The organism is Xanthocytophaga flava (assembly GCF_030068545.1).
Lineage (GTDB): Bacteria > Bacteroidota > Bacteroidia > Cytophagales > 172606-1 > Xanthocytophaga > Xanthocytophaga flava.
In genome coordinates this window covers 62682-76646 of the sequence record NZ_JASJOR010000032.1, presented here as the reverse complement: position 1 = coordinate 76646, position 13965 = coordinate 62682, and the positions used below count along the sequence as shown (strand labels likewise).

16 protein-coding genes are annotated in these 13965 nt (G+C 36.6%); 9 read left to right on the top strand and 7 right to left on the bottom strand.

Annotated features, from left to right (window positions below):
* The first annotated feature begins 27 nt into the window (after positions 1-27).
* Positions 28-990, top strand: a complete 963-nt coding sequence (locus QNI15_RS31800; RefSeq protein ID WP_314035780.1) for a glycosyltransferase family A protein — start codon at positions 28-30, stop codon at positions 988-990.
* Positions 991-995: 5 nt separating this feature from the next.
* On the opposite strand, the gene QNI15_RS31795 is transcribed toward QNI15_RS31800, so the two are convergent.
* Both QNI15_RS31795 and QNI15_RS31790 read right to left on the bottom strand, forming a co-directional pair.
* The gene (locus tag QNI15_RS31795) at positions 996-3419 is read right to left on the bottom strand and encodes a TonB-dependent receptor (protein WP_314035778.1); all 2424 of its coding nucleotides are present in this window, start codon (positions 3417-3419) and stop codon (positions 996-998) included.
* A gap of 135 nt (positions 3420-3554) precedes the next feature.
* Entirely contained in the window at positions 3555-3995 is a 441-nt protein-coding gene (locus QNI15_RS31790) for a hypothetical protein (protein ID WP_314035776.1), read from the bottom strand.
* A gap of 212 nt (positions 3996-4207) precedes the next feature.
* Here QNI15_RS31790 and dcd point away from each other — a divergent pair, with 212 nt between their 5' ends.
* Positions 4208-4732 carry a dCTP deaminase gene (dcd, locus tag QNI15_RS31785; RefSeq protein WP_313983875.1) on the top strand — a complete coding sequence of 175 codons (525 nt, stop codon included), beginning with the start codon at positions 4208-4210 and terminating at the stop codon, positions 4730-4732.
* 62 nt (positions 4733-4794) lie between these two features.
* On the opposite strand, the gene QNI15_RS31780 is transcribed toward dcd, so the two are convergent.
* The 5 genes from QNI15_RS31780 to QNI15_RS31760 form a co-directional block, all read right to left on the bottom strand.
* A complete protein-coding gene (locus QNI15_RS31780) occupies positions 4795-5562 on the bottom strand; it encodes an FKBP-type peptidyl-prolyl cis-trans isomerase (protein WP_314003667.1) in 768 nt (255 codons plus the stop codon).
* Between the two features lie 59 nt (positions 5563-5621).
* Positions 5622-6338, bottom strand: a complete 717-nt coding sequence (locus QNI15_RS31775) for an FKBP-type peptidyl-prolyl cis-trans isomerase (RefSeq protein ID WP_314003669.1) — start codon at positions 6336-6338, stop codon at positions 5622-5624.
* 204 nt (positions 6339-6542) lie between these two features.
* Positions 6543-7469: an aspartate carbamoyltransferase catalytic subunit gene (locus QNI15_RS31770; RefSeq protein ID WP_314003671.1), complete on the bottom strand. Its 927-nt coding sequence runs from the start codon at positions 7467-7469 to the stop codon at positions 6543-6545.
* A gap of 73 nt (positions 7470-7542) precedes the next feature.
* On the bottom strand, positions 7543-8097 hold the full coding sequence (gene pyrR, locus QNI15_RS31765) for a bifunctional pyr operon transcriptional regulator/uracil phosphoribosyltransferase PyrR (protein ID WP_314003673.1): 555 nt from the start codon (positions 8095-8097) through the stop codon (positions 7543-7545).
* A gap of 222 nt (positions 8098-8319) precedes the next feature.
* Positions 8320-9342 carry an XRE family transcriptional regulator gene (locus tag QNI15_RS31760; protein ID WP_313983861.1) on the bottom strand — a complete coding sequence of 341 codons (1023 nt, stop codon included), beginning with the start codon at positions 9340-9342 and terminating at the stop codon, positions 8320-8322.
* A 212-nt stretch (positions 9343-9554) separates the two neighbouring features.
* On the opposite strand from QNI15_RS31760, the gene QNI15_RS31755 reads away from it, so the two are divergent.
* From QNI15_RS31755 to QNI15_RS31725, 7 genes are all read left to right on the top strand, one after another.
* Complete coding sequence (locus QNI15_RS31755) at positions 9555-10352, top strand: PD-(D/E)XK nuclease family protein (RefSeq protein WP_313983858.1); 798 nt, start codon at positions 9555-9557, stop codon at positions 10350-10352.
* Between the two features lie 260 nt (positions 10353-10612).
* Positions 10613-11281 (top strand): AAA family ATPase, encoded by a 669-nt coding sequence (locus QNI15_RS31750; protein ID WP_313983855.1) that lies wholly within the window; start codon positions 10613-10615, stop codon positions 11279-11281.
* Positions 11282-11393: 112 nt separating this feature from the next.
* On the top strand, positions 11394-12257 hold the full coding sequence (locus QNI15_RS31745) for a hypothetical protein (protein ID WP_314035774.1): 864 nt from the start codon (positions 11394-11396) through the stop codon (positions 12255-12257).
* Positions 12258-12358: 101 nt separating this feature from the next.
* Positions 12359-12667 carry a hypothetical protein gene (locus QNI15_RS31740; RefSeq protein ID WP_313983849.1) on the top strand — a complete coding sequence of 103 codons (309 nt, stop codon included), beginning with the start codon at positions 12359-12361 and terminating at the stop codon, positions 12665-12667.
* A gap of 69 nt (positions 12668-12736) precedes the next feature.
* Entirely contained in the window at positions 12737-13105 is a 369-nt protein-coding gene (locus QNI15_RS31735; protein ID WP_313983846.1) for a hypothetical protein, read from the top strand.
* A gap of 71 nt (positions 13106-13176) precedes the next feature.
* Positions 13177-13440 (top strand): hypothetical protein, encoded by a 264-nt coding sequence (locus QNI15_RS31730; protein ID WP_313983843.1) that lies wholly within the window; start codon positions 13177-13179, stop codon positions 13438-13440.
* A 108-nt stretch (positions 13441-13548) separates the two neighbouring features.
* Positions 13549-13956, top strand: a complete 408-nt coding sequence (locus QNI15_RS31725; protein ID WP_313983840.1) for a hypothetical protein — start codon at positions 13549-13551, stop codon at positions 13954-13956.
* Positions 13957-13965: the final 9 nt, after the last annotated feature.

Sequence of the window (13965 nt, the reverse complement as noted above, 5' to 3'; positions counted from 1 at the left end):
CTATTTAAAATCTCGCTCTTTTATCTTATGGAGCAGCCCCTGGTAACTGTAATCTGTCTGTGCTACAATCAGGAATGTTTTGTAGGAGATACTTTATTATCTGTATATCAGCAAACCTACTCTGCCATTGAACTGATAATTATTGACAATGGAAGTACGGATGATAGTGTATCCAAGATTGAAACTTTCCTGGAAATATGTCCTCATGCGATATTCATTCGGCTGAATACAAACCAGAATACAGCTATTGCTTTCAATCAGGCACTCAGTCACTCCTCTGGCAAGTATATCATTCACATTAGCGGAAGTCATATTCTGGTCCCTCACAGAGTAGAAAGGCAATTACATGCTTTTTCTAAATTGGATAAACGATATGGAATAGTCTATTCAGATGCTGAGTTATTAAATGAACAGCTTGATCATATTGGGTTCTGGTATGAAAGGAACAGTGAAAATAAGCAGTTCAATGAAGGAAATTCTGGAAATGTATATGCCTCATTATTCAGGAAAAAATATATTTGTAGTGCCTCTATGATGGTTGCCCGGGTAGTTTATGAAACCCTGAATGGCTATGATGAATCATTGGAGCATGAAGAGTTTGATTTCCAGGTTCGTTCTGCTAAAAAGTATTATTACTATTATCAGAACGAAGCCCTTACCAAAATAAGAATTTGTGGAGATATACTGAATGACCGAAACTACATTCACGCTCATCTGCTATCAATATTAAAAGGATGTCAGCATGCTTATCGTCTGAATTCTTTTGATAAAGAAAATCAGGCACTAGCGATTTGCATACGTCGTTATTTACTTCAAGCCTTATTTACCGATAATCGGGAGCTTGTACATAAATTTGGACAACTTCTCTCAAAAATTACTGAACTCACTCGTTTAGACCACCTTTGGCTTGGTTTGGCCAAAAGCAGACTCCCTTTATTTATTTTTTATCGTCAATATCTGCGATTAAAGAAGCCTGTAGTTGTGTTTTAGCTCTACTAGTTGGATGTAAAAGGAATAACAACCTTGAAACTAATGTTTCTACCCATATTATATACCCCTGTTCTCCCTGTAGCCATATTTGTATCCAGGTATTTCAGACGACTTTGATGTGACTGATAGGCTATATCAAATACATTATTTACAGATAAATAAACAGAACACAATGTTTGTCGTCTTTTTGTTGTTAAATCGCCACCAATACCTATATTGACGATTTGATATCCTGGGGTGCGTGTTTCTGTATTATATGCCTTCAAATAGTTATTCTGTGCCTGATATAATTCAAAATCAATGGTTGCATATAGATTTTGAAAGTATGAATGCCAGCGATCTTTACTTACTTTTAACTGAGTAATCCATCGTGGAGCAGGCATAAAAGGTAAGTTTTTCCCATCTTCACTACTGGCAGATAGATTTTCTCCAAATACACTGGAGTAATTTTGGGTAACACTAAACCATCTGGCAGATTGAGGATTAAAGGTGGCAGTTGCTTCAATTCCTCGTAAGCGGGCATTGCCTTGAGTGTATCTGAATACAGGAATTGAACCTTGTACCAGTGAGTCAGTTCCATTCTGTGTTTGAACTCGTTCAGAAAATGTATAGTTGCGAATAGAGTTTTGGAAAAGGTTTACATCCACATACAAATTTTTGTTTTCATAGGTGAAGCCAATATCACCTTGATAAGCTACCTCTGGTATCGCTTTCAGATTACCTATTTCATAACGAAACGTTCCGGCATGAACACCATTAGAGGAAAGTTCCGGAACTGTTGGTGCACGAAAGCCTCTGGATATATTGGTTCGTATCAGGAGTTGATCATTGATAGTGTAGACACCACCCAGACTGGCAGATATGTTTTGATATCTTTTCTCCAATCCACTGAATCTTTCAGAGTTTACTCCTTGTGGAGTAACCTGGAAGTTACCTGTAGAGTCGATATATAATTTGCCAATAGTAAGTGTCCTTGAATCATATCTTATTCCCCCACTAATTTTCAGTTTTTCAAAGTTGCGCTTACCAAATATAAAAAGGCCATTGTCAAATAGATTATAGTTTGGATATAATACCTGAAATCCATGGTTGTCTAATTGTTGATACATACCATTAGAACCTACATTTACTTCCCAAAGTGTAGTAGGAGCTAAATTGTATCGAATGTCATAATAATACGTATGCAGATAAAGGCTTAATTGAGACTGCCAGGGACGGGTTACATCCCCATATTCATTTCGGCGATTTTGAGCATAACTGATAGTTGCAGAAAGCGAAGATTTATCGTTGAGATTGAAGAGGCTGCTCCAGGCGATTTTACTATTTATAAGTTGCTGGGAGTTATAGGGAATAAAACGTCTGCTCTTTAATTCTTCCTGAGTTACGGTTCTTGTACCTGTACTATCGTCTGGTAGAATAGTCGCTGTAGTAAAATGGCCGTTACTATCACGTGTACCATTTATAATATTAAATTTTTGGAATGATCGTAGAAAGTAGATTCTGGAATACCCCCATTTTTTACTTAAACCTATAGATCCGTTAATATTGAAAGGTTCTGAAAAGTTAGAAGCATATACAATACCATCATAACGGTTTCTATAGTTTTGAGAAGATTTTGTTGATGTATGCAAATGCCAGGTGACACCATTTTTATTTCCTGAAATTTGTACCGATGTTCCTATCAGCCTGTGATTGGTTTGATAATTGGTTAGTATACGTCCTGTTATTTTTCCTTCTTCAACAGGACGTGGTGATAGCATAGATACAACGCCCCCTAATCCATCTGATCCATACATAAGTGAACCTGCTCCCCGAATGATTTCATAACGATCAATGGAATACTCATCTATCTGAATACTATGTTCCTCTCCCCATTGATTATCTTCCTGGCGTACTCCATCATGCATAGTGATAACCCGATTAAATCCCAGGCCTCTGATAATAGGTTTGCTTAATCCTATACCTGTAGATACTTGTGACATGCCGGGTAGTTTAGCAACCGCATCTACTAAGTTGGTTGAGGATTGTTGCAGGAGCTTTGCTTGACCAATAGCTACAATTGGGATAGGACTTTCTTTTATGATGGTTTTAGTAGATGATCCTGTTACAATCACTTCTTCTAGTGTTTGAGAGGTGCTTTCCATAACAAAGTTGATATTTTGATCACTTTGTATGTCTGCTTTGGCTAGAATAGTCTTATAGGATACACTACTGATCTGGATCGTGTAATAGCCTTTCGGAAGCCTGTTTATTCGATATTTTCCATTGGCATCCGTTGTTGCTCCAATCTGTAGCTGTGGTATATAGATAGTAGCACCCACCACAGCTGTGCTATCATTCTGATGAATAACTGTTCCTTGCAAAGAATATTGTGCCCATGTGGTACAATAGCATAACGAAAGGATAAGGATAGTATATATTTTTTGCATAGATACGACAGATTGTTTTGTGGTATTCTGTTTAGTAGGCTGAATTTATTTCAGATAATGCTACTTTTTTATTTTATGCAAATGTATATATAGTTTTATTTAATTGAAAAATAATTTTAGGTAAGGCTAAATTTTTTATTCTGTGACTACTGCATTACGTATGATATAAATCATCTTTTCTGGGTCTTGGCTATTAAGTATCAGAGTACCACGAATTCTAATAGGGTTTTCTGATTGTTTAATAGGAGAATGGGCTTCAACTTCTACTACCGTTTCTGGACCTCCTACACCACAGAAGAAACAAGCATTCAGTGGGAGAGAGGAGAGTGCAAAATGTTTTGACCAACGTGTTTGCTCAAATGGGTAGATGTATCCTGTTATTTCTACAGACTTTCCCTGTAATGCTTTGACACGGTCACCAAATTGTGGTGTGTAGTAATCATCCCGTAATCTGAATTTTACATCTGATAATATCTTCCACGTTTCTGAAGAAATAGAAGTATTATTCTGCTTGTTCTGGGCTTGTAACAAAGAGCAAATAGTGATAAAGATCAGAAATAAGATTAATTTATGCATATCTAACTTGTCAGAAGGGTTGATGAATGACAAATTTAGATATTATTTGCAATGATGTTGCAAATTTAGTGATGCAAACAATTAACCAGATTTAAAAAATAGTAGATCGGGCAAAGAAAAAACATAGGGCTTTTCATTACCTTTGACTGTTTTTTACAACCCATTTGATTACAGGTGGGTTTATTCTATATAATCTGCAATTTTACTTAATTATGATCCTTTCAGGGCTGGAAATACGTAAGCAATTAAATAAAACCATCTTTATTGAGCCTTACAGTGAAACCCAACTTAATCCAAATAGTTATAATTTAAAATTACATCATGAGTTGTTGGTATACGATGGACCTGAGCTGGATATGCGGAAGCCTAATCCTGCAAGTAAATTGGTAATACCTGAAGATGGATTACTATTAGAGCCAGGAAAGCTTTATCTGGGACGTACTATAGAACACACAAGGACAGATGCCTATGTTCCTATGCTGGAAGGACGTTCTTCCATTGGTAGACTTGGCTTATTTGTACATGTTACAGCAGGATTTGGAGATGTTGGTTTTAATGGCTTCTGGACATTAGAAATGTTTTGTATACATCCATTGCGTATTTATGCAGGCGTTGAGATATGTCAGATTTTCTACCATGCTGTAGAGGGTGAATATGAAGTCTACTCTAGTGGGAAATATCAGAATAATCAGGGGATACAGCCAAGTCTGCTTTATAAAGATTTTGAAAAGAAATAAAATAAAAAAGCCTGTGACAAATCAATCATCACAGGCTTTTTTATAGCTATAGCAAAAGGTTATTATTTTTCTATTCCAAGTAATTCAACTTCAAATATAAGCAGGCTATTAGGAGGCATTTCTGCACCTCTTCCCTGATCTCCATAGCCAAGTTCAGGAGAAATAAATACTTTCCATTTTGAACCTACTTTCATCATTTGGAGTGCTTCTGTCCAGCCTTTAATTACTTGTTGAACACCAAAAACGGCTGGTTCACCACGATCTACAGAGCTATCAAATTTTTTGCCATCCAGGAATGTACCTGTATAGTGTACCTTCACCCGATCAGTTGGTTTTGGATAGGGGCCTGTACCTTCTTTCTGAACTATATATTGTAGGCCAGTTCCTGTAGTTACTACTCCAGGTTTTGTTTTATTTGCAGCTAAAAAATCATCTGCCATTTTTTTGTTTTCAACAGCTTTTTGTTTGTTTTTCTCTTCCATTTTCTGTCTCATAGATTGAAAATAGCTTTGAAGGATACCTACAGATTGCATTTCGCTTAATAATAAAGTATCTTTTTTTTCCAGTACAGAGCGTAAACCTTGCAGTAATAATTCGGTATTTAATGAGTCTATCGGTTGAGAGTTTACACTACTTCCTATATTTACCCCAATTGAATAACTTACTGAATCAAGGTAGTTTTTCAATTGAGGCTTAGGTGGTGTTACAGGCAATGTTGCTTCTGTTTCTCCTTTGCCCTTTTTCTTCTTCTTCTCTTTCTTTTCTTTTTGGGCGTATGTAATTCCCGAAATCAGACTTAGTAATAATAACAGAATTGAAATTCTTTTCATAGCAGTAAAAGCAAAGTAGCACGACATTGCGTGCTACTTTGCGTTAGTTTGTTTTAAAATTATTTTTTCCCTTTATATACTTTTAAAAGTTCAACTTCAAATATCAGTACTGAATTTGGTTCGATACCACTTTGTGGTGGTGGTTGCATTCCATAGCCTAAAGAAGATGGCACATACAGTTTATATTTAGAACCTTCAGTCATCAGTTGTAAACCTTCAGTCCATGCAGGAATTACACCATTCAATGGGAATTTAACGGCTTTGCCATGATCATATGAACTATCAAATTTCTTACCATTAGTCAGTGTTCCTGTATAGTGTACTTCTACAGTATCTGTAGCAACCGGTTTTACGCCAGTACCTTCTTTGATTACCTCATATTGTAATCCTGATGCTGTTGTTTTTACGCCAGACTTTGATTTATTGTCTGCAAGAAATTTCTCACCTGCTTTTGCATTTGCCTCAAACTTTTTGTTTTGTTCTTTCTCTATATATGAGTTAATCATCATTTGCATTTGCATATCACTCATTTTCACGCTGTCACCTTTTAATGCACTCAACATGGCACTTTGAAGTACTTCAAGGTTAAACAAAGTATCAGCTCCATTATCCTTAAAACGTTTTCCCTGCATTATACCTAGTGCATAGCTAGCTGAGTCTTTGGCATTTTTCAATGAAACAGATCCTGAGCTAAATCCGGCTTTGTTGTTGTTACATGAAGAAAAGAAAACACCACCCGCTAGCAGCATAATGGCGATCATATTGTTTTTTTTCATTTAAAAGAAAGGTAAAAGATATGGATTGATAATATTCTTGATTTCTGTTCAGTACAATATTTTCCCAATAGCCATGAAGATGCCGCGAAATTACAGCATTTTTTCGATTATCCTCACATAGGAGATGTTTTATCAGATATTTTGTAATGTCACAAATCTCCTGTTGGCATACAACACTGTGTCTATCAAATGCAAAAGATCTGTTTATTGATTCATTTGTGCCAGCAGAAATAACACTGCCATACGAACAGACACTCCATTCTCTACTTGTTGTAGAATGATTGAATGCTGAGAGTCTGCTGCATCACTGGTAAGCTCTACACCCCTGTTGATAGGACCTGGGTGCATAAGAATAATTTCTTTATTTAATGAATCAAGTAGATTTTTATCTATGCCATAGTACAGGCTATATTCTCGCAGAGATGGGAAATATTTGATTTGCTGACGTTCCAGTTGTATACGAAGCACATTTGCTACATCACACCATTGTAATGCTTTTCGAATATCATATTCTACTTTTATACCCAGTTCCTGAATATATTTAGGTATAAGTGTAATAGGTCCGCAGACCATTACTTCTGCACCTAGTTTTTGTAGACAGAATATATTGGATAAGGCAACACGTGAGTGAAGAATATCGCCAATGATAGCTATTTTCTTTCCTTCCAGACCTCCCAGTTTTTCCCGAATTGAAAATGCATCCAGTAAAGCTTGTGTTGGATGTTCGTGAGTGCCATCACCTGCATTGACCACATTTGCTTTGATATGTTTTGATAGATAATGAGGTGCTCCTGGACTGGAATGGCGCATTACTATCATATCTACTTTCATTGCCAGAATATTATTCACCGTATCCAGCAATGTTTCTCCTTTTTTTACAGAGCTGCCTGAAGATGAAAAATTGATTACATCTGCAGATAACCGTTTTTCTGCTAATTCAAATGATAATCTTGTTCTGGTTGAATTTTCAAAAAAGACATTGGCAATCGTTATATCCCGTAAAGAAGGTACTTTTTTGATAGGTCGGTTGATTACTTCTTTAAAGGTATCAGCCGTTTCAAAAATCAGTTCTATATCCTCACGTGTGAGGTCTTTGATTCCAAGTAAGTGTCTGACACTCAGTGAAGGCATCGCGTTAATTATAAAGTTATACTAAGAAATTATAAAACAAGCTATCTTTTACTACAAAAGATAGGTGGGTTTTCTATGCGGATATATCCTGCGTATCTACTAACCATATTGCATTTTCTGTGGCTCCTTTCTCTGTCCACTCCACCAAAACACGTTGAGACAGAATTGTATTTACATGTTGGCCAACATAATGTGGCTCAATAGGTAAGTCTCTACTGTATTTTCTATCAATTAAAACCAACAATTCTACTTTACGCGGCCTTCCAAAGGCAATCATTGCATCCAGCGCTGCCCGTATAGATCGGCCGGTAAACAAGACATCATCAATCAGAATGACTTTTTTATTTTCAATAATAAAAGGCACATGGGTTGTATTTGCAAGAAGAGGGGTTTCCCGCCTGCGAAAGTCATCTCTATAAAAAGTAGTATCCAGATATCCTGTTGGTACTTCTTTGCCAGTTAATTCCTGTAACTTGCTTTGTATGTGCTTGGCTAGAAATGTACCCTTGGGCTGTAAACCCAGAATGACTGACTGCTCGAAAGTGTCATGATTTTCAATGAGCTGCTGGCACAAACGTGTGATAGTGATGTCCAGCAAACGACTATCTAAAATTAGTCTTTTATGCATGGGGGTTGTAAATATGCCTGCAAAGATAAAAACGATTTCGGATTTCAGTTTCGCATACTGGAATTTTTTACAGATTATTCTAAAATGTGCTTATTCAGATAAAGGAGAGCCCTCTTATCATGTATTGATAGAGTCTTAGTAAATAATGATTGCCCGCATAAACAAAAACCCCGTCTCAAAGAGCGGGGCTTTTGCGATTATTAGGTCATTCTCAGCAGATTTTTATCCAATTCGACGTTGTAATTCCTGTAATTGATCTTTCATTTTGGCTAGTTCCAATTCTACTTCATACAAGAATCCTTTAACTGGTTGCATATTCATATGGGCTTTTACCTTCCATATTTCCTTGACATCTTTGGTAGCTATCGAATAGGTTGGATAGATGGAATTATCAGATTGCAGGTAAAGTTTTTGTGAATCTTCCACATATTCCACTCGTTTTACTACCACACTTTCTTTGGTATCAGATACTACCACATACATTTCTCCACTTCTGATATCTTTCAGTTTTTCAGTAAATTCACAAACCAGCCAATCACCTGTATGCAAAGTGGGTTCCATACTTTGCCCTGTTACCTGAAAGGCTCGAAATGTACCGTTTCTAAACTCTACACTAGGGATAGAAAAAGCAGGCAGATTACGGATGTATTCTGGCTCAACACATCCCTGCATATATCCGGCAGCGGCTTTAGTGCTAACCATCAGTATATTATCAGTACCTTCCTGGTTGACTGTAACTGCAAATGGCTGAATAATACGCTCAGTCTGAGTGATAACACGTTCTACTACATTTCCTTTACTTGTGTCTTTATCCAGACGTAATTTTTCATTTTCTCTTTCAAGTTCTTTCCGTTTGCGGTATAGATCATCATTGGTTTCTTCAATTAACTCAATACGAGCCTTTAGCATATCATTTTCAGCCTGGATACGTTGCCAGTCGCGATTAGTAGATTCGCTTGTTCCCAGAAAAGAGTTGGTTGATAGAATACGTTGTGCTGCTGGCGTAGGAGGGGTAGTATTTAGAAACATTTCACCTTCACCATGATATAACCATTGTTTATTAAGATTAGGAAATATTTCTACCAGCTTTTCCAATACTGCTGTGCTGGGCAGATTCTTTCCACTTTCAATCTGAGAAATACTGGATTGGGTAATCTCCAGCTTCTCTCCAAACTCTTGCTGATTTAATCCTGCTGCTTTGCGCAATTGTTTAAAACGTTGCGCATATGTTGAAAAAGGTGTCATATATTATAATAAGGACAAAGTTACACTGATATTTCTTTCGCTGTAGTAATAATTTTCGAATGCAATAATAATTAAAATAAATTATTTATTCCTATTTTTTAGTGATAAAAATTATTTTACCTCAAAAATAAGAAATTTTGTTTTTAATGTTTATTTCGTTTAATTATATTTGTAGCGGTTTAAATGGTTTGATTATAATAAAGAGAGATAATATGTTTATACCTGCTATTACATCCAGACCTTCTGTATCTCAGTCCCTGGTAAAAGAATTGCGTAATGATGTATGTCCCAGACGTATATATGGTGCTTATGTTTTAGGACTACCAACAGTGCCTACAGATAGTCAGTTGAGAGGGATTTACTTTGAATATAAACTCACTGGTTCATGTGGTAAATCGGGCATTCCACCTATAGAGCCTTTGCAGAAAACAGGTAAGCGCTATGTGGATTTTGAGCGACTAGATGGACAGGCTCAATTTATACGAGAAGAACTCTTTCCATATTATGGTATAGAAATATTGGATACGGATGTTGTGATCGCAACTGAGTTTACGCATCCTGATACGGACGAGATTGTTACTGTAAAATGCCGTCTGGATGTTTTGGCACGAGTAAATAATAAACTGGCAGTAATTGATATCAAGGCGACTGGAGATGTAGCAAATGGAGGATGGCGCAATCCGATAGGACTTGATCATACACAGGCTTATTTCTATATGTGGGCTTTATATCAGTCGAAGGAGCTTAATAGTGAGGGTGTTATGCCTGAGTTTTATTATGTAGTAGCTGATTGGTCTCCACGTAGTGATTATGAAGTAATTAAAGTTGAGTGGAATAATGGAAGTTTTTGGGAGGTACGACATGCCGCAACAGAAGCATTTGATAAAATGAAGAGTATGGAAGAGCAGGGGTTTCCTGCCAAACCATCTTATCAACAGTGTCAGTCTTGCCCGTTCCAACATTCCTGTGCAGATAAGAAACAATTTAAAGAAGTGAAAGTGATCTGGTAAAAATAGAGACTTTATTTCTGAGCAGAAAATAGTTGACAACCTTCTCTTTTGTTATTTTTCATCCTTGTTCGAAAACTCCATTAACCCTGTTGATGGAGTTTTTTTATTGTTATATATCATGTCTTATCATCATATTTTATAAAGTACTGAAGTTGAGATGATAATAAATATCTTGAAAATATTTTTAATAATTATTTTGGATAATATGATATTTGATTATATTTGTACTATAAATAATATCGCAAATAACGAATAAAACTATGAATCTTATCACAATCATTGGCGGTGGTTCAGGTACAGGCAAGAGCTACTCACTACATAACTTAGGCAAAGATGCGGTTGTATTAAATGTTGAACGCAAAATGTTGCCCTTTCAATCTAAGGGATTGGTAAATGTACCGATCAATTCTACTTTCAAACTGTTTGAAGCAATTAACCGGTTACGTGATAATGATGAGTTTAGAATAATAATACTGGATTCGTTCTCTGAATTCTGTGATATTCTTTTAGCTGAATGTAAAAATAAAGCTAAGGGATTTGATGTATGGAACTTATACAACACAGAGATATTCAATTTGTTTCAGGCGTTGAAAAGCCTAAAAAACAAATATGTGTTTGTTGTAGGACATACCGAAACTTTAATGGATTCAGATGGTGAAAGAATTCAACGGTTAAAGGTAAAAGGAAAAGAGAATGAAGGGATGATTGAAAAGAATGCAACATGTGTGTTCTATTCCAAAACTGTACGCAGACAGGATGGTAATGGAGTAGACTACAAGTTCATAACAAATACAGACGGGTATTTACCTGCTAAAACGCCATTTGGCATGTTTAAAGATTTTCTGGTTGAAAATGACCTTGCTGCAATTGTAAAGGTATACGACGCTTTCTATCATGAAAGTGCAATGAAACTGGCAGAAGCTGCCTGATTTGTGGTTGCGAATAGAGAGAAGCTTCAATAAGAAAACCAGAATATTTACTTCAAAAGATGTTTAACTTCCTTAATTTTTAAATTCTATGTTAGCAACTTCCATTCCAACTATGCCCCAGGAATCAGTACGTAGAGAACACTATGTAGGTATTTTATTGGCGTATGTTGAAGCAATTAACCCAACTGATGCAGAACGTATTGAAATGGGTATTGTCACTCAGGAATCGCTGGATAGTGGCAGGACTAAACCTGTAAACTATCGCGAAGAAGACGGTCGGTATCGGATCGATTTTTGGTTAAAAGGTAAAGATGAATCTGGAAGAGATGTACGGGTACGTCACTCTCTTTTTGTGAAAAATGAAGATGCTCGTCCATCGACAGTGGGTAATATTCAGGTAATTAATCAACAAGGGAAAACCGCTTACATCCCTCAGGTATTTTTTGAAAAGGGAAAATCTCCTTATGAAGATTGGTTTAGTGCTCCTTTTCAACGTGCACGTGTAGGAGAAGCAGAATTACTACACTTTGTAAATGCCTGGATGAACAAGAAAACAGAAGACAAAGCAGTTGTACTGGATTTTGCATCCATTTCTAAAGGAAACCTGAAACAATTGCACCAGATTCTGCAAAGTGACAAAGCTTCTTATGTGAAAATAATGCTGGGCGTACGTATTGCAGATGACGGACGTCGTTTTCAGACTGTATTTCCTCGTTTGGTTATGCCTTCATGGACAATAAACTATGAACGTTTGCATAAAGAATTGGTGAATTATTTGTCAAATGCCCAATCTCGTAATGATTATGGTGTTACTCCGGATATGGCGTATGACCGCAAATTATATCGCCTTCGTGTGTATGATGAAGTAGTGACGACAAGTAATTCATCTAACATGGTGCATTCCAATATGCAGGAGCCTATTTCACAGCTAGACCTGCCTATTACATCCATGCATGATGAAGACCTGCCTTTTTAAGTAAGATCTGATGAGAGGGTGAAATCTGGCAGGAAATTTATTAATAGATTTCCCCTCTCTCAACCAGCTATAGTACCTTATTATATTCATTTACTACAACTATGATTTCGAATAAAGATTTATATCTGGAAGAATACTATCAGAACGGCGCAGAGATAGCTATGTATCAGGAATTTGAAGCATGGCAGGCGTGGGAGGCATTATTGAAATGGGCCGATGATCGTATTCGTCAATCTGAATCATTTTTTCTGGATTTAAGAGATGATTCTTTAGAGCCTGTAGAAATAGCGCCGGAAGATGAATTAATCAGTGAGGAAATGAATTGGTTTATGCGTGGAGACTCTGTTTCACAGGAAGGAAAGTCAATTCGTTTTTTGCCGGAAAATACCGGATGGCGTATCCCTGCCTAAGGAAAGTGGTACTCTTTCAGATTTGATCTTTATCTGGTAGAAGGGATTCATTTTAAAAAAACAAACCATATGAATAGTAAAGTTAAGCAGTTATGGACAGAGGCATTGCTCAGTGGGGAGTATAAACAGGGATCTAAACGGCTTAGAGATAAAGAAGATCATTTCTGTGTATTGGGAGTATTATGTGATTTATATGTAAAACACCATACGGATTGCCGATGGAAGCCTATGGAAACCAAAAGTGGTTTTCGGATTGTCGGTAAACGTGAAATTCATTGGTGTGAAGATTATTTGATTGAGCCTGTAATGGAATGGGCTGGATTGGAAAAAAATAATCCGTTGGTAGAATATGACGGACAAAATATTTCTCTGGTAGCTTTGAACGATAAGGGATTACCATTCGAACAAATTGCCAGATTAATAAAACAACAGCTTTAGACTATAAAAAATGCTGGTTGCAATAGGTGGACCAGGTGTTTTTACAAATTAAAACAAAACTAATAATAGCCATGTACGTTGCTGAAAAGATCACTTGCCCTCATTGTGCCGGAAGTCGTACTGTTCAGATACAGGAACGCGAATTTGCTATCTGCGGTGTTTGTAGTGGCAGAGGGTATATTCAAAAGTATCAAAAACTTACTGCTGCTCAAATTTTTGGAATGATATGGCAGGAAGATACGAATACGGATGTTAAGTATGCTGTTAACAGTGGAGAAGGAGGGAGTTCGCAAGATAGAAATGATGATCGGAAAGGCGTTATTAAGAAGTCATAGGCCAGACAACAGTGAGTAATAGATCGCTGATAGATTACTCAATAAAGGGTGTGGTTTTATGTATTGATATATCCTGTTTTCAGTGTATTACTTTTCGATTTTTTACTGATGATTGAACTTACAACCCGCTATCCTTGTCAACGCATTACCCTTGACCCTGATTTTACAGAGATGGTTTTAGATAAAGTAATCCTCCTTTCACATATTTCTTATTTTGACTGGATTGATGATTTTATAAAAATCTATTTCTGTATTAAGATGACTAACCATAATGGACGGACTGAAAGTATCATATGGCATCCATTCAATGAAGTTTCTGTTGCAAATTGTTATCCTATTGCTGAGTATAATGAAGTAATCGAAATACCTGAATGGGCTATAGAAGCAGAAGTCTCATTGGTGAATACAGATCTTCTGACAGGAGATGAAGTTGTAGGTGTTTTTCTGGATTTTACTAAAGCACCACGCTCAGTGCAGGAAACAAACCGAGTTGATGTGAGTGCAGATGTATATTAAAATAGAAGT